The organism is Vibrio sp. 1288 (assembly GCF_033344475.1).
Map to the genome: position 1 here is coordinate 51,462 of NZ_JAWPOX010000003.1, position 23,120 is coordinate 74,581.

The following is a 23,120-nucleotide window of genomic DNA, read 5'->3' on the forward strand; positions in this document are numbered from 1 at the left end:
CGGATCTAATGACCTTAAAAAAACTATGATTCACCACGACACGAAATCGAAGATGATCCCAATAAGATCGTGTTCTTTAAGTTTGAATAGCAACAAATCCTGAGTGAAATAGAGGTTTATCGGTCATGAATGCCAAAAGACACATGAGCGAAGTTCCTATGATTCAAAGGGTAGCTGCCTATCTAGCGATACTGGTTGGTTACTTTTTCTATTGTTATAACTTTGTAATTATTGACTTCGTACGCCCATACATCGTTGAAGCGTATGATGGTATTAGCCTGTCAGACACTGCCCAGTTCTATACATGGCAGTCGGTTGGTGCACTTATCGGTGCATTGAGCTGTGCTTGGTTCGCAACAAAATTTGGTAAGAAATCCACTCTTATTACCATCACAGCCCTAAACGGTGGCGCAACGATCATCAATATGATGTTCACCGACTACACAACATGGGCAGCAATGCGTTTCATCATTGGTTTGTCACTGGGTGGTTACTTCACCGTGGCAGTAAGCTTGATGATCGGCCTATTTACGCCAACGGTACGTGGTAAGTTGACGGCATTCGCGTCTTCTATGTTCTCTGTAGCACTGATGGTAATGGGTGCGTATGCAGCATTTATTGCAAGTATTGATGCACCATGGGAAAGCCTAATGCTTGTCGGTGGTATCCCACCATTGGCAGCGGCTGTTGTCATGATCTTTGTACTACCTAGCGACAGCAAAGTGATCGCTTACGGTGAAGAAGAGCAAGCAAAAGTAGAAGAATCAAATGCACCAGCGAAAAAAGGCTCTTGGGGCGAAATGCTAAGCAAGCCTTACCGTAAGATCACACTAACGTGTCTATTACTGGCTGGCCTTAACTTCTACGGTTTCCAATTCTTTGGTGGCTTCGTAACCACATACCTACGTGATGTACGTATGTTCGACGGTGCAACCATCGGTCTCATCTTCTCTATCTCAGCATTTGGTTCACTGTTTGGTGCGTGGTTCTGGGGTTGGGTAGCTGACAAATTCGGTCGTAAGGTGAACGCGTTTGGCTTCATCCTAGCGGGCATCATGGTTTCAATCTTCTTTGTTGCACCTGGCGACATGGTGATTGGCGGCCTAAACATGCTGGCTCTACTTGGTCTGATTTACAACTTCGGTCTGTCTTCTTCTGCGGTATGGGGTGGTTACTTCTCAGAACTGTTCCCAGCACACCTACGTAGCTACGGCGCGGCGCTATTCCACGGCGGTCGTATCCTCGGTATGTGGGCACCAATGGTACTTATCTTCATCCAAGAACGTACCGACCTACAAACCGCAATGTGGGGTTCACCAATCGTATGGATCCTTGCTGGTCTTCTATGGCTATCACTGCCAGAGACACTAAAAGGCGGCGTGTTCGATAAGAGCAAAAAAGCCGAAGCAGCAAAAGCGTAACTGAATTTCAAAAACTCCGGCTGGCTCCCCGGCCGGATGAAAAAACTTAATTTCGAGTCCTGTTCCCAAAGCCGACTCGACAGCAAATAAGAGAGTTTATTATGTCTAAATATCAAGAAGCGAAACGCGTTGTACGTGAATACTTCAGCGCAATGGAAAACGCAACTCACGAGAACGTGGCAGAAGTACTAAAAGCACACACTTCAGAAGATTACCTATGGCGTGGTGTTTACCCATTCCGTGAGCAACAAGGCGCTCAAGCAGCGGCTGACGTTTTCTGGGCTCCTTTGATGAAATCAATGACTCGCATGCAGCGTCGTCAAGACATCTTCATCGGTGGTGAGAACGAAGTAACATCAGGTGAAATCTGGGTAATGAGCATGGGTCACTTCATGGGTCTATTCGACGCTGAATACCTAGGCATGCGCCCAACTGGCAAAATCATGAACATCCGCTACGCAGAATTTAACTGTGTTGAAAACGGCAAGATCACTAAGACTGGCCTATTCCTAGACCTTCTAGGTGCAATGGACCAAGCGGGTTGTTACCCACTACCACCATCAACAGGTAAGCACTTCGTATACCCTGGTCCTCGTAACCACGATGGTCTACTGTTCGAAGACGCAGCACCAGAAGAAGGCGTAGCAACACTAGCACTAGTGAACAAGATGGTTGATGACCTATCTGCACTAAACGACAGTGGCGCTATGGGTTGCCCACCAGAAGTTCTTGAGAAGAGCTGGTCTAAAGACATGATCTGGTACGGTCCATGTGGTATCGGTGCGTCTTACACAATCCCTCGTTACCAACAGCAGCACCAATTGCCATTCCGTAACAACCTGAAAGACAAGAAGTTTAACGGCCACGTATGTCGTTTCGCAGAAGGTAACTTCTCTTGTTTCTTCGGCTGGCCAAACCTATCTAACACGCCAATCGGTGGTTTCCTAGGTATGACAGGTGGTGAAGTACGTGCAGACATGCAAGTGGTTGACGTTTACTACCGTGATGGCGACAAGCTATCTGAGAACTGGGTACTGATCGACCTACCTTACTGGCTAAAACAGCAAGGTCTAGACGTGTTCGAGCGTACTCAACAGATCCTAAACCCTTCTCTATAAGAAGTCCTAGGGGCGGATTGTCAACCCGCCTTTATGCTGCCTGAGTCCCCTCTCGGTTCAGGCGACATGCTCCCAACTCGTGCCTCAAGGATGGGGCACAACCTCAAGATAGAACCCTTATTCAAAACGGGCATGAACGCACGGTGGCTTTCTGCGCCCTGAATAATGAGATTGATGATGAAAAAGTCGACCCTTTCTGCAGTGATTTTAGCAGCGCTTACTTCTAGCTCAGCCTTTGCTGCACACACTTTTGTTAATGACGCTGGCGACAGCCTAACCATCGATGGCCGTTTCGATCTTCGCTACCAAGACCGTGGCGGTGATGACAACGGCGAATGGAACAGCGGCAGCTCACGTTTCGGTTTGAAAGGCCAAATGGGTCTGGATAACGGCTGGACTGGTTTCGGTCACGCGGAATGGGGCTACAACTCTGGCGCGAACGGCGACAACATTTACGACCGCTTGCTATACGCAGGTGTTGATCACGAAAAATATGGCAAGATTGCTGCGGGTACTAAGCAGTGGTCTACCTTCTACGACGTAGCATGGTACACCGATTTAGGTCGTGTATTCGGTACTCGTGGCTCAGGTGTTTACAACCTAGCTGACTGGGGTATCGCATCCGGTGCTGGTCGTGCAGAAAACTCAATCACGTACCGTAATTCAATCAATGAAAAAGTGAGCTACGGCTTTACTTACCAAACCACGCGTGAAGATGTTGCTCTAGCAAGCAATGCGACAGCCTCATTGAAAAACGGCATGGGTGCGTCTATCACTTACAAACCGGTTGATGGCGTAACACTTGGTGCGGCTTACCATCAAAATGAAGTTGCTGATTTAGACGCAAGCGTGGTTGGCGTAGAAAACGGCGACAACATGCGCATCATGCTATTGGGCGCAAACTACAGCAACGGTGGCTTCTACGCAGGTGCGACTTTCCACGTTGGCGAAAACTGGGAAGCAGTGAGCCAAGGCGGTACGGACGTAATGTTCGATACCCTAGGTGGCGAAATCTACACTTACTACCACTTCGATAACGGCCTACGCCCAACGTTGAACTACAACTACATGGAAGATCGCGGTGACGAGACACAAGGCTACGAGCGTAACTTGCTGATTCCTGGTCTTGAATACCACTTCCAGAAGAACAAATTCCTAGTTTGGACTGAATACCAGTTCGACCTAGGTAAAGATCAGTACGATGGCAGCAAATTCGAAAACCGTGATGATCAATTCGCGGCAGGTATTCGCTACTACTTCTGATAATACTCATCGCTCACCACCTATACCCAAGTAACCTTAAGGTGGTGAGTGATGAAGTTCTTATCAACACTAAGCAAAGTTATCTTGAAGCCAAGTAGTCATCACTTCACTAACAATTAAAGGCTGCTCAAGCGTAGATAGATGCCCACACTCAGGGATAACATGAAGCGTGACGTTTGGGATGCATCTCTCCATGAGCAGATGATTGTCTAGCGGACAAAGCTTATCTTCTTTACCTGTTATCACCAACGTAGGAACTTGAATGTCCGCCAATAAAGGTCGAGCATCCGGGCGAGTTGCTAACGCTTTAGCATGTGCTTCAAATGCCTCCAAACCTACATTGACCGCCATGCCTTCTATACGCTCAGTTAACGCTTTGTCTTGCAAACGGCTTGGATGAATCAGCACAGGCATCAGAGTGTCAGGCGTAATGCGTTCAAACTCACCATTTAATGCCTGATTAACCAGTGCATCACGCTTTTGTGTCACCTCTGGCTTTTCATCTGCTGCATTGGTATCCATGAGGATCAAGCCTTTGACTCTGTTTGGCGCTTGACGGTACACCTCAAAGACAAGAATCCCACCCATTGATAAGCCACCCAAGACAAACTCCTGCGGTGCGTCTTGCAACACTTTCTGCGCCAGCTGTTCCATTGACGGCAATGAAGCCAGCGTCGGGCATGTAGGCTCAACCCAACTTGGCAACGCTCGGTTGACTTCCTCAAACAATGTGCCATCACAAAGTAGTCCGGGTAGCCAAACTAACGAGGTGGGTTGTGTCATTTTATTCTCCTGCAAGCGGCTTTGGTTGATCAGACCCAAGAATGCAATACGTCAAACTATTACCACGCAAGTTCGTCAGTGAATAAGACGCACCTTCTGGAACATTCAGCACATCACCGCGCGTTAAAACAACACTCGCTTGTTCGCCTTGATGCGTGAGGACCACTTCAGTATCGCCATCAAAGTTGATAAGCACTTGTTTTTCTTCTCGGCAGTGTTGAGGAATCGAGCCACCTTCAGAAAGCTCATAAGCCATGATGCTCACTTCATCTTCACTCTTTACTTGGAAGTCATAACTCGCCAAAGGATGACCCGTTAAGGCGTATTGTTTCACGTTGCTTCCGCCGAAATCGCCTTTGATTTCACGATAATCTTTTTGCAGAGCGACAAATGGCATCATCTCTTCTGCGGTGTAGGTATCGAAGGTCGCGAGCTCTTCTTCGGTAAGCAGCGGCATCAATTCTGATTCTTGTGGCACCGGGTCGCCATTAATGGTGTCCACGAGTGTGCCATCGGCTTTGAGGTATAAACCATAACCTTGACTGTCTTTAATAACGTTTGGATGCCAAATAACGCCGCCACCTGAATCGTCGCCGCCAAGTACCGAGAACATAAAGCCGTAATCGCGGCCAACCACTTCAAATCCACGGAAGAGATTGGTTGGAATCGAGATGACGTCACCGTGAGACAACACCGCCTCATGCTCTCCATCGTTCCCCCAATAAAAACGGAACTGACCTTTGAACACCAAGAAAAGCTCGGCGGTACGATGAGAGTGCAACGAATTTTTGATGCCCGGCGGTTGGCCTGCGGCACCAATGTTAAAGCCCGCCGTATCGCGAATATGAACATGTTGACGACTGCTTTCTGCCACCCCAGCACCGATAATGCAGAAGTTATCTTTCAGATCACTGCCTGGCGTGCGCGCATCAATAAACGCACTCGTACCCGGAATCAGTTCCATGTAGCGGACCAGATTATTATTCATTTTAGATTGTAGAGTCATTGTAAATCCTTGTTGTCCTTGTTTGGACCTAGCCTTTGAATTGTTAGTTACAAACCGAAAGTGTGTTACAGACCTAAAGGTCGCCCACCATCAACCGCGATGGTATTGCCTGTCGAGAAGGTCAGAAGATCTGCCGCGGCGTACACGGCTTGAGCGACTTCTTCATCATTGGCTAAACGCTTAAGCGGTGTGGATTGTTCTTGTTGATTACGCCATGCGTCATCCAAGCCTTTGACAAACTCAGTGTCGACAAGCCCTGGAGCAACAGCCAGAACTCGAACCTCGGGAGACAGAGCGCGAGCTAAAGAACGGGTCATGTTTTCTGCGGCAGATTTACTCGCGCAATAAGCAATGTTACTGCCCATCGCAGTCTGTGCCGCGATAGAAGTAATGTTCACCACACAACCATTGGCTTGCTTGAGCCAAGGCTCAAACGCTCGAACCATGGCAAAAGGCGCACGGACGTTCACTTGGAAAATTTGGTCAAACAGCTGGTCATCTAAACTTTGCAAATCAGAGTGCGCGACGAATTTCGTCATCCCCGCACAGTTGACCAACAAATCCAGCTTGTCGCTTATTTCACTGACTTGATGTTTAAGCTGTTCAATCGCACTAGAATCTGCCACGTTCAATTTGAATGCTAGATGCTCGTTACGTGGCAGCGAGGAAAGCACATCCTCGGCCGCTTTCTGATTACTGTTGTAAGTCAGAATTACGCGATATCCCGATTCAGCTAGCTTGCGACAAATGGCGGCACCCAGTCCGCCACTGCCGCCTGTGACTAAGGCAAGTTTCGACATATTACGCCTCTTCCACTTTGCCTTTGTAACGGCGCACACGAATATCCGCTTGCTCTTTGTGGCCAGCAAAACCTTCTAGTGCACACAAGCGAGAGCAGTACTCACCGACTTTTAGGGATGCCGCTTCCGTTACACGCTGGTAAGTACAGGTCTTGATAAATTTACCTACCCAAAGACCACCGGTGTATCGCGCCGCTTTCTTCGTTGGCAGTGTATGGTTGGTACCAATACATTTATCGCCGTAAGAAACGTTGGTTTCACGACCTAGGAACAAGGCACCGTAGTTGGTCATGTTATCTAGGAAGTATTTAGGATCTTCGGTCATAACTTGAACGTGTTCAGACGCAATATCGTCTGCCACTTCCACCATTTCTTCGTAGCTATCGCATACGATCACTTGTCCGTAATCTGCCCACGCTTTACCCGCAACTTCAGCCGTAGGGAGAATGGTTAACTGACGTTCAATCTCTTTGATGGTTTCTTGTGCAAATGTCTCACTGTTGGTCAACAAGACAGCTGGAGAGTTGTAACCGTGCTCAGCCTGACCAAGCAAGTCTGCCGCTGCCAATTCCGGGTCACAGCCTTTCTTATCAGCAATGACAAGAGTTTCCGTTGGCCCTGCAAACAAATCGATACCAACGCGACCAAACAACTGACGTTTTGCCTCTGCTACAAATGCGTTACCCGGCCCTACAATCATATCGACTGGCGCAATAGTCTCCGTGCCCAATGCCATAGCTCCTACCGCCTGAACACCACCGAAGCAGTAGATTTCATCCGCACCCGCCATTGCCATCGCAGCGACAATCGCGACATTCGGCTGGCCGTTAAATGGAGGCGCACAAGCAATAACACGTTTTACTCCCGCGACTTTCGCCGTCAGTACACTCATGTGAGCGGATGCAACCAATGGGTATTTACCGCCAGGGATGTAACAACCCACGCTGTTCACTGGAATATTCTTATGCCCCAGTACCACACCAGGCATGGTTTCTACTTCGACGTCTTTCATTGAGTCACGTTGAATTTGAGCAAAGTTTCGAACTTGTTGCTGAGCGAACTCGATATCATGACGAGTCGATTCATCAAGCGCATCCACACAGGCTTGGATTTGCTCTTCTGACAGGCGGAATTGCTCCGGCGACCAGTTATCAAACTTTTCAGACAACTCACGTACAGCGCTATCACCTTTCGATTCAATATCAGCAAGAATGCTTTCAACAATCTGACGCACTTTTGCGTCGTTTGATGCTGATGCTTCTTCAGTGATTCCGTTTTTTAAAATGCGTGCCATTGGTTTTCTCCTTGAACATTGAGGCTGACGAACGGTTATTTTTATGCTTTTGGATACGAATGCAAAATCAGATTAAACACTTAATTAACATTTGACAAGTTAAGTCAACAAACCACAAAAACAACCCTTAAGCCTTTGTATTAATTAATTTAAACAAATAAAAGCAAGTAATAAGGACCTTGATTGAGTTTAATTTTTAATCAAAAATGAGTTTTAGATCACATCGTTTTTACTCATAATTTACATTTCTCCGTGTTAGTTTTTGCATACCTTTGCAAAGGAGATAATCATGAGCAATTTTAAACAACGTCTGACTAAAGAAACGCTATTAGGTACATTTGTTAAAACCCCTCACCCTCACATTATCGAGGTATTGGCACTGGCAGAGTTGCCTTTTGTGGTACTGGATGCAGAGCACGCACCTTTCGATCGTTCCTCGCTTGATCTGTGCATCATGGCGGCTAGAGCGAATGACCTCGCGTGCGTGGTACGAGTACAAGACAGCGCCCCTTCAACCATTTTGAACGCGCTTGACTGTGGCGCGGCGGGTGTACAAATTCCCCATGTTTGTACTGCTGAGCAAGCGACGCAACTGGCGAAAATCTGCCATTACGGAGAAGGTGGCCGAGGGTATGCTGGTTCCAGTCGAGCAGCGCAATACGCCACTAAGCCCATGGTTGAACACTTAAAAGACAGCCGTGCGAATACGATTGTCATTGCACAAATTGAAGACCCTCAAGGGGTTGAAAATGTTGAAGCGATTGCCAATGTTGAAGGAATTGATGCGCTCTTCATTGGCCAAGTTGATCTCACTGTCGCTTATGGTGCTGATAGCGTTCATGATGAGAAAGTCGCACAAGCAAGTATGCGAGTAATCGAAGCGGCCAGAGCCGCCAATAAACCTGTTGGCATGTTTGTCGCGACGGCTCAACAAGCTCGGGAATGGCGTGAACTCGGCGTTAGCTTCTTTTGTGTTGGGTCTGAACACAAAATGATCATTGATGGCTTCAAACAAGAGAGAAATGTGATGAATTCTTGAGTTTTCTCTGATATTTACGCCTTATCAATGTAATGCTCTAGACACAGAAATCCCCTAGCCCATACACTCAGCACGTATGAGAAGGTTCAATGGCCTTAAATAAGGAGTATCACCATTAAAGCGAAAGTAACTTCGATCGACGTCGCGAAGATGCTCGGCGTCTCTCAATCGACGGTATCTAGAGCATTCAGCCCGACTGCGAGTATTAGCGAGAAGAAACGCAAAATGGTGATGGATGCCGCAGCTAAGCTCGGATACACACCGAATGCCATCGCCCGAGGTCTGATTTCGAATCGTTCAGGCTTAGTGGCGATTGCGTTAGATAGCGAATCAAACCCAATGTACGACATGCAATCTCGTGCTTTGGCTGTCGAAATTCAAAAGCGAGGCGGACAAGTTGTGCTTTGCCCTATCGACAAGGACGACCTCGATCTCGCCATTTCACGCGCCATTGAATACCAAGTGGACGGACTCGTTATCGCCACCAGCCGTTTAACCTCACGCGCGTTTGCCCAATGCGAAAAGTTTGGCGTTCATTTAAGCTTGATTAACCGCTACGCCGAGGGTATTAATGCCAATAGCTCTGGTATTGATAACCGATTGGCGGGCCAACAAGCAGCCGAGTATTTAACGCAGAAAGGCGCAAAACAGTGTGCTTATATCAGTGGCGATGCTGGCTCCATGACCAGTGAAGAGCGTTGGCTGGGTTTCTCTTCAAAGTTGCAAGAACTCGGCTCCCCGTCACCAACCTTTATCCAAGCCAAGTACAGCTTTGAAGCAGGCTTAGAAGCGGCGAAAGCGATCTTGTCGCACACTAGCAAACCCGATGCAATTTTTTGTGCAAACGACATCCTCGCCATGGGTGTGATGGATGGCTTGCGACAAGCCGGAGCAAAGATCCCCCAAGACTTCTCTGTGATGGGTGTAGATAACATTCCGATGTCTGCATGGCCGAGTTATGATTTGACCACCATTGCTCAACCAGTCGACAAAATTGTTAAACGAGCGGTTGAAGACTTGATGAATCGAATCAACGGCAACCTGGATGCAACTGGCGAATACCTTTTCGAGCAAGGCACCTTGATCGAACGTAGTAGCACCATTTAATAAATCCATTTTATTCATTCTTCATAAACAAAATGTCTTGCTTTCGAGTAAGGCATTTTCTGTGATCACGATTAAATTTTCACCAATCGTTATTTAATTCCTCATCAATTCATCAATCTTGTTATTGACTTGTTACTTTAATGTTTTATTTTGGATTCGTATGCAAAATGGATATGAATTGCTCAACTAATTTATAAAAACATAAAAAGTTGTGTGACTTGCCGACGAATGCCCATGGCAGGTCATACCAGAAACAAGGAAGAACGATGAAGAAAGCAATCCTTACTTCACTTACCGCACTGGGGCTTGCATTTAGCAGTATGAATACGTTTGCAACCAGTGTTATTCGTCTTGCTCATGACAGTCAAGAAACCTCTCCCGTACACAAAGCAATGCTCTATTTCGAACAAGAAGTGGAAGCTCGCTCAAACGGTGAGATAGAAGTTGAAATCTATCCGGCAAGACAACTAGGCGATGTGCGTGAGACGACTGAACTCGTACAGCAAGGCAACTTACAAATGACGTTTGGTGCGTCAGTTTTACTCTCTCCCTACGTCCCAGAGTTTAACGTGCTCGACGTGTTCTACCTTTTTGATAGCGAAGAGCAAGCACACAAAGCGCTCGACAGTGAGAAGATCGGACAACCATTGTTGAATGCTATGGAATCAAAAGGCTTTCATGGACTTGGCTTTATGGAGGTCGGCTTTCGTAGCGTGACCAACAACAAACAGCCAATTGATAGTATTGAGGACCTGAAAGGGCTAAAGATTCGCTCGGCATCTAACCCCACTCAAATAAGCGCGTGGAAATCTATTGGTACTGCGCCAACACCTCTGTCTTGGGGAGAAATTTTCACCTCGTTACAACAAGGCCTGATTAACGCTCAAGAAAGTGCTATCTACTCTATTTATGCCGAACGTTTTTACGAGGCACAAAAGTACCTCTCTTTAACTAACCATATATACACCAACTACGTGTTGTTCATGAACAAATCGTTTTGGGATTCACTGCCGGCCGCACAACAAGCGCTGATCAGTGAAGTAAGCAAAGAAACCATCGCAAAACAGCGTGAGCTCGCCGCGCAGCAAAACCAAGAAGTAATCAAAGAGCTCGAAGCAAAAGGCATGACGGTTAACATCGTCCCAGACGAGGTACGCAGCATCATGAAAGAGAAAATGAATGCGGCCGTGTACCAGGACTTGCGCAGTAAAACGGGTAAAGACTTGTTTGACAACGTGATGGCCGAGATAGAACGCCTATAACTCCCACTCTTTTGCACGATCTGGCAACAGGTCGTGCTTTCTCGTTTTGGAGGTGAACATGAAGTGGTTTCGCTTACTAGACAAATACCTAGAACCAACCCTTATCGTTATCGCGATCTCAACGATGACAACTTTACTGTGCTTGCAAATCGCACTACGCCTATTTGACGCAACGATCGCGTGGGCTGAAGAGCTGGCACGTTATTTATTCGTATGGGCGATGTACCTGAGCATCAGCTATTGTATCCGAGATGATCGACACATCCGCATTCGTGTGTTCATCGATAAACTTCCGGGCAATTGGACGCAATTCAGTTTGATTGTTTCTGATCTTATCTACCTTGCCTTTAGTGCCACTGTCGCCTGGTTTGGATTTAAGGTGATCAATCGCAGCCTGCAACTCGGTCAGATTGCACCCGCAATGGAAATTCCTATTGCGTGTTTGTATGCCTCTGTTTTAGTTTGCGCACTATTAAGCTGCGCGCGCCTAGTGACAAGCATTTATCAACGTGTAAACGCGTGCTCCACCAGCAATGAACGAGTTCGCTTTTCTCGCCAACGCTATCGCCATATCAAAGCAAAGTATCGTACTTCTAACCGACTATTGGAGTTTAACGCATGACGTCTGCACTTTTGTTTGGCAGCTTTGGTCTGCTTCTGCTCATTGGCGTTCCGGTCGGTATTGCTCTGGCGGCAGCCAGTATGGTCGCGATATTAAGCCTGCCATTCCTTAACATCGAGTTTTTAGTACAAGGCTTGGTGACAGGGCTCGACTCCTTCCCTCTCCTCGCCGTCGTTCTTTTTACCTTAGCAGGTAACCTTATGAGCCAAGGAGGGATCTCAAAACGATTATTGCATGTGGCGGAGGTCTTCTTTGGCCACTTTACTGGCGGGCTTGGTATCGTGGCCATTGTGGCGTGTATGTTCTTCGCATCCATCTCTGGTACAGGGTCTGCCACTGTTGCCGCTATCGGCCTGACGATGATTCCTTCGATGGTGAAGAAAGGCTACGACCGCAGCTTTGCAGGTGCTTTAATCGCGTCCTCCGGCGGAATTGGCGTCATTATTCCACCCTCTGTGGTGATGATCGTCTACGCGATCACAGCTGAAGTCTCGGTCACCAAGATGTTCATGGCGGGCATCATTCCTGGCTTGGTCGTCGGTATGGTATTGATTGGCTACTGCTTAATCGTATCCAAAATGCGTGGCTACACAGGTAACGAACGCAAAGCCACTTGGGCAGAGCGTCTTGATGCGCTAAAAGAAGCCAGTTGGGCAATGCTACTACCCGTAATCATTCTCGGCGGCATCTATTCCGGTATCTTTACGCCTACCGAATCAGCCGCCATCGGAGTTCTCTATGGCTTATTCTTTGGCATGTTTGTTTATAAAGAGCTCAAACCAGCGCAAGTTGTGAAAATCATTCTAGAGTCGTCACTGTTAGTTGGCGCAGTACTCGTCATTGTGGGTGCGTCCGTGACGTTTGGCCGCATATTGACCCTAGAACGTCTACCGACCGAGATCGCTCAGTTCATTCTATCGATTACCGAAAACAAACTGCTGATACTGCTTTGCATCAATGTCCTGTTGTTGCTCGTCGGTACCTTTATGGAAACGCTGGCGGCCATTGTTATTCTCACGCCAATTCTGCTGCCCATAACGTCAGCACTCGGCATGGACCCCGTTCATTTTGGTATCGTGATGATCGTGAACTTGGCCATTGGCTTTGTTACGCCTCCTCTGGGTGCCAACCTGTTTATGGCAAGTCAGGTAGGCAAAGTACCGATAGAGTCGCTCTCTAAAGCCATCATGGGTTGGATTGGTGCAATGATAGTGGCGTTGATGTTGATTACCTTCATCCCTGCCATCTCGCTATCGTTGCCTGCGCTTTTATCCTGATCGTTGCACTCATAGAGCGCTTATGACTGTTATAGCCACTAGATAAACACCTTTCTAGTGGCTTATTCGTTATCTACTTCCGATTTAATAAAAAAGCCTTTAAGCATTCGTATGCAAAAGGAAAATTTGAAAGATATAAGGATAATTGACACCAAAATAGCTGAATATTAGCGATAAAGTCCATTTGGGTGCCTTGATCTGCATGATTATCAGTTTTGGCTTAATCATTTGGTTACATTCAAACAGAGCAAGAAAATTAAGCGATTAAAAAACAATAATATATTAGAAAATTCATACAAAAAACTTTGACCTCCTTTCTTATTAACACGTCTCGATAAGAGATTGCTTCCATCTCACCTGTACTTTTTTAGTTTGTTTTCTGCTCAATTGTTAAAAACCTGATCATCAGCACGCTATTTAAACAATCGAAAAACAATCCATTGACAAAATGGCAACATGATATATTTTGAATACGTAATCAAAACATAATTCAAACATAATTATTCAATTACGGAGGTGATTTATGGCCATGGTTGGCTTCGATGAAAAGTGGCGTGATTTTCCCGACTACATTCTTGGTATCACAAAAGAGATTTGGGAAGACCGAGGTTTAAACACCTTAGAACACTACTACTCTCCCGACATTGTTGTGCGTACTCCACTCTCTATCGTTCAAGGAAACGAAGGGGTGATCAGTGCAACAATGGCGACACTGGCCGAGTTTCCCGATCGCACGCTATATGGCGAAGACGTCATTTGGTCAGGCACCCCGGAACAAGGCATGCTTTCTTCTCATCGAATCATCTCTACTGCAACACACAGTGGCAACGGCTTCTACGGGCAAGCCTCGAACCGCAAACTTCGTTTCCGCATTATCGCGGATTGCCACGCTATCAATAACCAAATCAATGACGAATGGTTGATTCGCGATCAAGCCGATATCGCGAAACAACTGGGCATGACGTCAGAAGAGTTTGCACGCCAACAAATCGAATTTGAAGGTGGCGTGGAATCAAGCCCATTTCCGTTCACACCTGAAGTCGACATTCCTGGACCTTATTTGGGCGTAGGCAACGACAACGAATATGGTCAGCGCTATGAAGCAATTCTCAGAAGCCTTATGAATGCCGAGTTCTCTATAGTACCGAAAGAGTACGACCGCGCTTGCATCGGCGAATACACTGGAGGTCAAACTGCCCTATCACACTCGGAAGTCGATCATTTTTGGATGGCACTTCGCGCGTCTTTCCCAAATGCTCAATTTACCGTTCACCATCGTATTGGCCGAGATGACGACATGATGTCACCACGCGCTGCAATTCGATGGTCTTTGCACGGTAAGCATGAGGGATATGGGATGTTTGGTAAACCTTCAGGAAAAGAGGTTTACATCATGGGGATCAGCCACGCTGAGTTTGGCCCTTGGGGTCTTCGTCGCGAATTCACTTTGTTTGACGAGACCGCAATCTGGAAGCAAATCCTGCTTCAGCAAGGCTAACGGCTGACTAAACACTATTTATTAAAATCACAGACAGTAAGGAAGCAACATGTCACTCAACATCATCGAACAGTTCTACCAGAACTACTTCAACGCCGCAGATAAAGAGCAAAAACAGGCCGCTCTGCAAGCTTTGAACCCTGACGTAAAATGGTGCGTGGCGCACCCTGTGAACGATCTCAATGGCCCAGATGCAACCCACGAATCTTTCCTCTCACCACTTGTTAATGCTTTACCTGATGCCGAGCGCCGACCAATGATTGTGATGCACGGCGAATACGAAGGCCGCACTTGGTACAACTCTACTGGTTACTTTATCGGTACGTTTGAACAGCCACTGTTTGGCATCCCTGCAACAGGGAAAACACTCTACTTACGTTACACCGAAATGGTGTGTGTGGAGAACGACCAAATCACCGAATCATACATGATTCCAGACTTCATCGATGCGATGAATCAAGCTAGCAGCAACCCTCTTAGAAAGAGCCTAGGCCACGATGGCTTAGTCCCTTCTCCTGCGACGTCAAACGGTATCCAACATTCTGTTGTGTCTCTGAAAGAAAGTGAGAAGAGCGCACAATTAGTCGAAGATATGTTGTCTTGCTTGGGTCGTTTTGATGGTCAAGATCTCTTCTCGATGGATTTAGAAAACTACTGGCACAGTGACTTTATGTGGTACGGCCCAGCAGGTATTGGCACTACGCGCGGCATCAAAGGTTTCCGTAACCACCACCAAGCACCATTCGTGTTCGCCTTCCCTGATCGAAGTGTCGATATTGAGGTCAATTTTTTGGCCAAAAATGACTACGTATCCACTGGAGGCTGGCCGCATATGCACGGTACTCATACTGGTCACAGTGGCTGGCTCGGTCTTGCACCAACAGGAAAACACATCGAACTTCGCGTTATGGATATTTGGCGACGCGAAGGCGATTTACTGAAGGAAAACTGGGTGGCGATCGACATCGTTCATATCCTGCTGCAACTTGGCTATGACGTGTTTGCACAAATGAAAGAACAGTTAGAAGGACCTAATTATGCATGAGTTTGGCGCACTTAACTGGAGCATCCTTGGGGGATACATCGCCCTCACGCTAGTACTGGGGGCGGTAATTGGAAAGCGAGTCACTTCAGCTAGCCAATTCGCCTTGGGTGATAAGAGCATCCCTTGGTGGGCGATCGGTATTTCTGTCGTTTGTACTTACGTGAGTGCCATGTCGTTCCTTGGCGGGCCAGCTTGGTCTTACAAAGAAGGCCTGTCGGTTATCGCGATTCACCTCAATTATCCGCTGGTGATCTTCTTCATCGTGGCTGTATTTATGCCATTTTTCTACAACAACGGTTTAACCTCTATCTACGAGTATCAAGAACGACGCTTCGGCAAGGCTTCACGACTGACTTTGTCGTTTATCTTCCTTATCAAACAAGCATTGAGTTCGGCAGCCGTACTCTACGCGACAGCAATGATTTTAGAGTTCATTACTGGTATCGACGTGATGTACTGCATCATGATCGTCACTGCAATTGCCCTTATCTACACCGTAATGGGCGGTATCGCGGCTGTCATTTGGACCGATGTGATTCAAGCAGTAATCTTATTTATTGGCGCATTCATCATCATTGAAGCTGTATGGAATGGCATGCCTGCCCCGATGACGGAGGTCATGGCAGAACTCAAAGCGAAAGGAATGACCGATGCCCTACAGACAAGTTTTGACCTAAGCCAAGTAACGACTGTATGGGCCGGCGTTATCGCAATGACGATGTTCCACACCACCGTGTATGGCGGTAACCAGATGATGGTACAACGTTGTATGGCCGCGAAAAACATGGGCGATGCGAAAAAGGCAATGTTGATGATGGGTTACGTGGCCTTCTTTATTTACTTTGTCTTTATCTTGCTTGGCGTCCTGTTCAACGCTTATTACGACGGTAAAGAGTTTGAAAACGGCAACACCATCATTCTTCATTATGCGAGTGAATATGGAATGCCAGGCTTGATGGGCATCATTGCCGCTGCGATTCTGGCGGCAAGTATGTCGAGTCTCGATTCCGCATTTAACTCAATGGCGACCGTTTCTGTGGCTGACTTTTACAAACGCTTCTACAAGCAAAACGAGTCGGAAGAGCATTATTTAAAGGTATCGCGTTTCTTCACGGTGGCGTGGGCGATTTTGGTCATCATTCCAGCGATCATGTTTGCCACCAGCACAGGCTCGGTACTGGAAGTGCTGAGTAAGGCAGGCTCTTACTTTGTCGGTGCGAGCTTCTGTATGTTCGTCCTTGGTTTCTACTCAAAACACATTACGGAAAAAGGCTTGTTAATTGGCGTTGCTGCTAGCTTCTTGGTGATCTGGTATGTAGCCGTTGCGACCGATATTGCGTGGCCTTGGTATTGCGTGATTGGCGTCCTTGTGAATGCCGTTGTCGCTTACATTGCTAGCCTTCTCCTGACGGGTAAACAAGATGAAATGCATCTTTACACAGTGAAAGGCCAGCAAGCGGAATATGCTCGTCTAAATAAACCAATCAAGGAAGATGGTTGGTATGTCGTTCCCGGCAAAATCGATGCTCCATGTTATGGCTTACTAGTGATGTTTGTATTCTCTCTCGTGATGCTTTGGGGGATCAACGCGTTTACCGACAACGCTCCTATGCTGATTAACTTTATGCGTGGCTGCTCTATTCTTGTCGCTACCGCTTGCATCGGATACATGGGGTATTCACTCCTCTCCCCGAAACGTAAAGTTGCAGTCAAACAAGCAAATTAATGTTCTTTACGTAGATACTGTACGTCCAACAAACGGACAGTATCTACGCTCTAGATCTAGTGCTAGCTCAAATCAAATCGAATGGGTTAACCCACATTTTGCTTTTTAACACTCCAAAGCCATTATTCTACTTAGGATACCCCGTCAGAACATTTATGAATACGTACCTATTTATGCTAGTCTTATGACCTCAATTACTGGCAACTAAGTTTTATTCATGAAATCAATTAAACACGTAGTCACATCAAAAGATGTGGCAAAGATGGCAGGCGTCTCTCAATCTACTGTATCGCGCGTGTTTGTTCCGGGTAGCTCAGTATCCGAAAAGACCAAGCAAAAAGTCTTTGAAGCGGCTAAAGCCCTTAACTACCGCCCTAACGCCTTTGCACGTAGCCTGACCACAAACGAATCGAAATTGATAGGTTTAGTGTTTCCTGATGCGGATTACCCTATCCATATGAAAACACTGCAATTAATTTCCAGTGAGTTACAGAAAAAAGGTTATTCTGCCGTATTGATTCCATGGCAAGTGGATGAAGAAGAGGGCCACTCAATCCCAAATATCTTCCAGTATCGCGTCGATGGTGTCATTGCCGCTTCCGCAACCTTCAATAAGTCCCTTTATGAAGAATGTGAAGAGTTTAATATCCCAATTGTTCAATACGCACGAGTTGTTGAAGGTACTAGGAGTAGCTACGTTATCAGTGACAACTACGAAGCAGGCCAACAAGCCGCGCAACTTCTGCACAAAAGTGGCGTGAAGAACGCGGTTTATTTGACGGGAGAAGTACCAACCTTTACGAATGACGAACGTCAAAGCGGCTTCTGCTCTGAATTTGAAGACCTAACCGGCAAGACGCCACGCATCATTGAAGCCAGCTATGACTACGCGAGCTCACTTGATAAAGTCCGTGCCATACTGGCAGACAAAAATCGGCCTGAAGCGGTGTTCTGTGCAACCGATAACCTTGCTATGGCGGTCATGGATATCGCCCGTATAGAATGCGGGTTGAGCATTCCTCAGGACTTACAAGTCATTGGCTTTGATAATATTCCTCAGACAGAATGGTTGAGCTATCAACTAACCACATTCCGCCAGGATTTCCGTCGCCTCGCTCGCGAGTGCGTGAAGATCATTGTTGATCAAATTAATACGAAAAACGGAAGCCTAGTAAAAATGATGGTGCCAGTGAAGTTAATCGAGCGACAGACAACAAAAGCTTAAATAGCTATAGCCAGCCATTCGGTTGGCTTTTTTATTTGCCTCTGACTCCCAAACGGCTCATTTAGTGTTGTAAGCATTAATGAACCCATGTATATTTATGAGCCATTACACTATATGAACCCAAAAAAAAGAGGCTCATAATCCTTATGACCACGTATCTTTACACTCGTTATTCGCCAAAAAATCGAGCTTACCAAGAGCACCTTAATACTCTAAAAGCTTTTGCGCCCGAAGCTCAGCATTTTGAGGATAAGGTTCGTGGTTGCATGCCTCCAACCGAGAGAGAGGCATTCTTACACCTGCTCGATTCCGTCAGAGCTGGGGATACGATTGTGCTCTGGTGGCTGACCGCATTTGGTCGCGACTTTAGTCAAGCATTGAACACGATAAAAATGCTACTCGATAAAGGGGTAACATTGAAAACCGTATGTGAATCAATAATTTTTGAGCCAGGTTCTGTTCAAACTCAAACACTACTCACAGTGTTATCTGGATATGGGAAAGTGCAGACTGAACATCGCCTGTTTGCCGCAGAGCAAGGGCGACAGGCCATTAAAGAGCAGCCAGAATTATGGAAACAGAAGTTTCGCGGCCGCCCCGCAAACAAAACCAAACACCAACAGATCGCAACGTTACTGCTAGAAGGCTACACATTGCAGAACGTAGCAGAGCAATGCGAAGTCAGTCTATCGACTGTGAAGCGGGTCAAAGCAAAGCTAAATGAAGTGGATGACGAAGGCGGCTTAAGATCACGACGCCAAAAAGGTTGTTTGAATGGAGACCAGTCATGAGTCGCCCAATCAACTTTCATACTATACTACTCGCCTGTCTTATTATTAGCGTTGGCCAGTTGAGCATGGGGTTAGTCATGCCCTCTTTGCCATGGATAGCAAAAGACTTTTCCATCTCCCTCGACCAAGCTCAACTACTTGTGAGTATTTATTTGCTCGGCTTTGGCCCCTCTCAATTTATCTACGGGCCAGTGTCAGATGCTTTAGGACGAAAAAGAGTATTACTTACCGGTTTACTCATTGCGATGTCTGGTCTGCTGATGATTATTTTCTTCAGCGACACATTTACAGGGATGGTGATGGGGCGCTTTTTACAAGGGTTAGGTACAGGATGCTGCGCGGTACTCGCGAGGGCGTCGACTCGAGATAGATTTAGCGGGGATGAACTCCCAGTGGCAATGTCTTACATCGCCATGGCGGCTTCAATCACGCCACTTATTGCACCTGTGATTGGCGGCTTTATCAACTTCCACTTCGGTTGGAGTATGGTGTTTATTTCTCTGTTGGGCTATGTCTCGCTGGCCTGGGTAATCATCGCCTTTAAGTTCACAGAAACCATCGCAAAACGTTCTGTCATTCCGTCACCCCGAAACATGTTGCTCCAATACAAGAGCTTACTTACGTCTCGTTACTTTATGAGTTTCGCCAGTATCAGTTGGTTAAACTTCAGCTTAATGATTACGACAGTCTCTGTGATGCCATTTATCATGCAAGATCAAATTGGCATGACCTCCGCTCAATACGCGATGTGGGCGCTCATTCCCGCTTTGGGTATGTTATGTGGTACCACGATTTGTAACCGAGTAAGGCCAATTATTGGCAATAAAAAAATGCTGCTTTGCACCCCATTTCTTCACCTCACTGCCGCAATATGGTTATTTTTCTGCCCTGTTGAGCCTCTATTTCTGATGCTAGGACAGCTATTAATGATCTTGGGTAATGGTATTGCCCTACCTTGTGCACAAGCGATGGTAATGCAACCTTATAAAAAGCAAGCAGGTGCCGCAGCGGCAATGTCTGGTGGTGGACAAATGGTCGTCTCCTCATTGGTCAGCTTAACTCTGGTGCAGCTTGGATTGAGTCAAGCATGGCATCTAGCGATCGTTATCGTAATATTTGCATCGCTTACCTTCACCAACATTCAACGTGGCTTCAGTGCTGAGCAACCTTCAGAACAATAACAAAAAACATACTATTGTCCTTATAGCTACAACAAATCGTATAAACTTAAATTTAGGAAAAGTTGGCGGATACTAACATGATGTTGCATATAAGAATTGGCGCCTTAACACTCGCCACATTGATATCCGCTGGTACTGACGCGAGCGCCAACGAGAACTGGCAGTTCGAGAGTGACAAGAATGGAATCACAATTTACTCCCGAGAACATAGTGACGGTTTAGTTGAGATCCGTGCCCGGATGTTCACACCCACCAGCTATGGTGCATTTTTAACGCTACTGGAAGACAGTGACAATATCCCGAACTGGATTGACAATGCCAGTCATAGCCGGGTTTTAAATCAGATATCGGCCACCGAGAACATCGTTTACACCCAGTTTAAAGCACCATGGCCTGCCAAAAATCGGGATATGGTCACCTACTCAAAGTACTGGGTCGATGAGCTGGGGTTCACCATAGAAATCAAAAGCGCACCTGACTCATATCTTGCTGAACAAAATGGTTATGTTCGAATTCGCTCGGTTGATGCGACTTGGGAGTTACAAAAACTCACAAACGATACAACACTCGTGGAATACAAGGCGTTTGCTGACCCCGGAGGTCTATTGCCAAACTGGCTGATCAACAAACTTTCAAAAGAAAGTGCATGGACGACATTTAGTAATTTAAGAAAAGAGTTACCTGAATATCAGCAATACTCTCATCCTCAAATAGATGAGTAAGCGTCGCTCTTCCCACTCGCTTTTTAATACGGTACATAATAACAAAAGGCGGCTTCAAGCCGCCTTTTTCTACTCAATGTGTTACTGCTGTGCAACCGTTACAGGTTTAGTTGCACCGCGGTAATCAAACTCAAAACCAATACCTTGGTCTGTCACGTCCATCGTCATACCACCAACAAGCTCGCCTTGTAAGCTTTTGACAACATCATCCGGAACCGGCTCCCCAGTGATTGACGACGCACTCTCTAACACTTCCAAAATACGCTCTGAATCAAAATCAAAGCTGAACAAGCCATTTGGAGAAAGTGATTGCGCCATCACTTCTTTGCTTGCTTCCGCAGCACTATCACCACTGTAAAGGGTGAAATGGTTTTCGTTTAGACGAGCAAACACGTCCACCTTCACGCCAGTATGCATTTCTAATAGCTCACTGACATTAACAGGTTGGTTATCCGGTTGAATTTGCAATTGAGCAAGTTCAGGAACGAACATTTGCGCAGTTTGAATAAGCATCATTGGATCATTGGCAGAAAGAGACAACATACCATCTAGCTGGCTAAATACTTCACCATGCTGAGCATTAGTATCTACTTTGATATCAAACATTTGCAGGCTTAACCCTTTAAGGCCGTTAACCATGCCTGACCCCATGCTTACAGCGGCTGCTGGATTCTGGCCGCCCATCTCTTGCTGCATTTGTGTCAATAAAGAGCATTGGTATTGAGGCTGGGTCAAGTCAGCCCAGATCTGACCAATCGATGGCGCTAGCGTATTGATGTCTAAACCAAGCGCCATACTAAAGAAACTCTTATCACTTTTAGACTCTGCCAATACACCACGAATCGACTTGAGCGCATCTAGAATCACTTTATTGTTGGACTCAACAACAAAAGAACCTTTAATGAACGCCTGATCGCCTTTCATCTTGTATTCTGCAAACGCGACGGACTGAGGCCAGTTTTCTGCAACTTGAGTAAGCTCAGTATGGCAGGCTGGTGAACGCATTTCCTCAATAGTTGGTTCAGGATCTATTGCATCCAACGTGCTGATTTGACGAGCAAACATATTGCCATCTTTCGTCGTCAAACCTTTAATCACTTCGCGATGATCAAAGTAACCAAAAGAGTTGTTGTTTTCACCGTATTTGGCTTGCAACGCCTCAAGACGTCCACTCTCAGCAATATTTTGACTTGGTGCTTCAAGCCCTAATGCCATTTTAATCGGGTTTTGAACGCCCAGTTGCGGAACATCAACCGTTAACGTAAGCACGTTATCAACCACGGCTACAACCAAGCCAATACCGTCCTGCGGGTCAATTGAATCAGTCATCTCGTAACGACGATACTCGACTTCACCAAGCTTAACCAACTCATGCTTAGCGCCGCTCATCTGCTCTTCATGATCCAGTGTTTTCCATAACGCGGCAGGGTCTTCAATATCCACTTTGTACACCGGTACCATACCAATTGTGTACAACACAGGATTAATGTTTTCCCCGGTGCCCAAATAAGCTTTTAATGTTTCTGGCGACGCAGCACTCTCTAGGTACCCATCGAATAAGTTAACTGCAAACTGCTGTTGTGGAGACAGTGGTTCATCGGAAAAAAGTTCTGCAATCGAGCCTTGGTTCGCCGTACCGAATGCGTTCATGTATTTATAATGGTTAAAAGGTTCAGTCTGATACGTCACCATAAGTGAATCTGCAGGAACTTGCGTTAACAGTGAGCCTGCATCACTTGCGGTAGTATTGTTTTGGTACAGGTAGCCAGCGCCCCCTGCAGCTGCGACCACTGCTGTAGCCAATAGTAGTTTTTTCACGACCAACTCCGTTGTCATAGTTGTGTGTTCCTAAACGAAATGTAACGCTTAGGTTTAAAGCCAATGAATAGTGCTTTATATCAACCGCTATCATAAACAAGTTATCGATGTAATGAATGTCG

General features: G+C 46.4%; 20 protein-coding genes. 15 read left to right on the forward strand and 5 right to left on the reverse strand.

All coding sequences use genetic code 11. From position 1 onward, the window contains the following. Positions 1-125: 125 nt before the first annotated feature. The 3 genes from R8O11_RS03160 to R8O11_RS03170 all read left to right on the forward strand — a co-directional run bounded on the left by R8O11_RS03160 (position 126) and on the right by R8O11_RS03170 (position 3,802). Entirely contained in the window at positions 126-1,421 is a 1,296-nt protein-coding gene (locus tag R8O11_RS03160; RefSeq protein ID WP_318193908.1) for an MFS transporter, read from the forward strand. Positions 1,422-1,522: 101 nt separating this feature from the next. Continuing rightward, the gene (locus R8O11_RS03165) at positions 1,523-2,539 is read left to right on the forward strand and encodes a nuclear transport factor 2 family protein (RefSeq protein WP_005374772.1); all 1,017 of its coding nucleotides are present in this window, start codon (positions 1,523-1,525) and stop codon (positions 2,537-2,539) included. Positions 2,540-2,716: 177 nt separating this feature from the next. After that, complete coding sequence (locus R8O11_RS03170) at positions 2,717-3,802, forward strand: porin (RefSeq protein WP_017634480.1); 1,086 nt, start codon at positions 2,717-2,719, stop codon at positions 3,800-3,802. A 69-nt stretch (positions 3,803-3,871) separates the two neighbouring features. Here the strand turns inward: R8O11_RS03170 and R8O11_RS03175 are convergent, their stop codons facing one another. From R8O11_RS03175 to hisD, 4 genes are all read right to left on the reverse strand, one after another. Next, entirely contained in the window at positions 3,872-4,585 is a 714-nt protein-coding gene (locus R8O11_RS03175; RefSeq protein ID WP_213872666.1) for an alpha/beta fold hydrolase, read from the reverse strand. A 1-nt stretch (position 4,586) separates the two neighbouring features. Continuing rightward, positions 4,587-5,591: a cupin gene (locus R8O11_RS03180; protein ID WP_005374765.1), complete on the reverse strand. Its 1,005-nt coding sequence runs from the start codon at positions 5,589-5,591 to the stop codon at positions 4,587-4,589. Positions 5,592-5,656: 65 nt separating this feature from the next. Next, on the reverse strand, positions 5,657-6,391 hold the full coding sequence (locus R8O11_RS03185) for an SDR family NAD(P)-dependent oxidoreductase (protein WP_025768659.1): 735 nt from the start codon (positions 6,389-6,391) through the stop codon (positions 5,657-5,659). Between the two features lies 1 nt (position 6,392). After that, positions 6,393-7,685: a histidinol dehydrogenase gene (gene hisD, locus R8O11_RS03190; RefSeq protein ID WP_315957342.1), complete on the reverse strand. Its 1,293-nt coding sequence runs from the start codon at positions 7,683-7,685 to the stop codon at positions 6,393-6,395. A gap of 289 nt (positions 7,686-7,974) precedes the next feature. Between hisD and R8O11_RS03195 the strand changes: the two genes are divergently transcribed. The 12 genes from R8O11_RS03195 (at position 7,975) to R8O11_RS03250 (ending at position 21,180) form a co-directional block, all read left to right on the forward strand. Further along, a complete protein-coding gene (locus R8O11_RS03195; protein WP_005374748.1) occupies positions 7,975-8,724 on the forward strand; it encodes an HpcH/HpaI aldolase family protein in 750 nt (249 codons plus the stop codon). Between the two features lie 150 nt (positions 8,725-8,874). Continuing rightward, entirely contained in the window at positions 8,875-9,831 is a 957-nt protein-coding gene (locus R8O11_RS03200) for a LacI family DNA-binding transcriptional regulator (RefSeq protein ID WP_025768661.1), read from the forward strand. Positions 9,832-10,097: 266 nt separating this feature from the next. Continuing rightward, positions 10,098-11,093, forward strand: a complete 996-nt coding sequence (locus R8O11_RS03205) for a TRAP transporter substrate-binding protein (protein WP_226082730.1) — start codon at positions 10,098-10,100, stop codon at positions 11,091-11,093. Between the two features lie 58 nt (positions 11,094-11,151). Next, on the forward strand, positions 11,152-11,715 hold the full coding sequence (locus R8O11_RS03210) for a TRAP transporter small permease (RefSeq protein WP_025768663.1): 564 nt from the start codon (positions 11,152-11,154) through the stop codon (positions 11,713-11,715). After that, positions 11,712-12,992 (forward strand): TRAP transporter large permease, encoded by a 1,281-nt coding sequence (locus R8O11_RS03215; RefSeq protein WP_041059739.1) that lies wholly within the window; start codon positions 11,712-11,714, stop codon positions 12,990-12,992. Before R8O11_RS03210 ends, R8O11_RS03215 begins: the two co-directional genes overlap by 4 nt. Positions 12,993-13,515: 523 nt before the next feature. Further along, positions 13,516-14,490, forward strand: coding sequence for an ester cyclase (locus tag R8O11_RS03220; RefSeq protein ID WP_064369573.1), 975 nt, complete (start codon positions 13,516-13,518; stop codon positions 14,488-14,490). A 49-nt stretch (positions 14,491-14,539) separates the two neighbouring features. After that, positions 14,540-15,535, forward strand: coding sequence for an ester cyclase (locus R8O11_RS03225; protein WP_258669765.1), 996 nt, complete (start codon positions 14,540-14,542; stop codon positions 15,533-15,535). After that, entirely contained in the window at positions 15,528-17,261 is a 1,734-nt protein-coding gene (locus R8O11_RS03230; protein ID WP_005383442.1) for a sodium:solute symporter family transporter, read from the forward strand. The genes R8O11_RS03225 and R8O11_RS03230 overlap by 8 nt, the downstream gene beginning before the upstream one ends. Positions 17,262-17,478: 217 nt before the next feature. Next, positions 17,479-18,486, forward strand: coding sequence for a LacI family DNA-binding transcriptional regulator (locus R8O11_RS03235; RefSeq protein ID WP_005374731.1), 1,008 nt, complete (start codon positions 17,479-17,481; stop codon positions 18,484-18,486). Positions 18,487-18,632: 146 nt separating this feature from the next. After that, positions 18,633-19,277: a recombinase family protein gene (locus R8O11_RS03240; RefSeq protein ID WP_213970686.1), complete on the forward strand. Its 645-nt coding sequence runs from the start codon at positions 18,633-18,635 to the stop codon at positions 19,275-19,277. Beyond that, entirely contained in the window at positions 19,274-20,458 is a 1,185-nt protein-coding gene (locus tag R8O11_RS03245) for a multidrug effflux MFS transporter (RefSeq protein ID WP_318193909.1), read from the forward strand. The genes R8O11_RS03240 and R8O11_RS03245 overlap by 4 nt, the downstream gene beginning before the upstream one ends. A gap of 77 nt (positions 20,459-20,535) precedes the next feature. After that, entirely contained in the window at positions 20,536-21,180 is a 645-nt protein-coding gene (locus R8O11_RS03250) for an START domain-containing protein (RefSeq protein WP_318193910.1), read from the forward strand. A gap of 81 nt (positions 21,181-21,261) precedes the next feature. Here the strand turns inward: R8O11_RS03250 and R8O11_RS03255 are convergent, their stop codons facing one another. Further along, positions 21,262-23,016: a hypothetical protein gene (locus tag R8O11_RS03255; RefSeq protein WP_318146563.1), complete on the reverse strand. Its 1,755-nt coding sequence runs from the start codon at positions 23,014-23,016 to the stop codon at positions 21,262-21,264. Between the last annotated feature and the right edge of the window lie 104 nt (positions 23,017-23,120).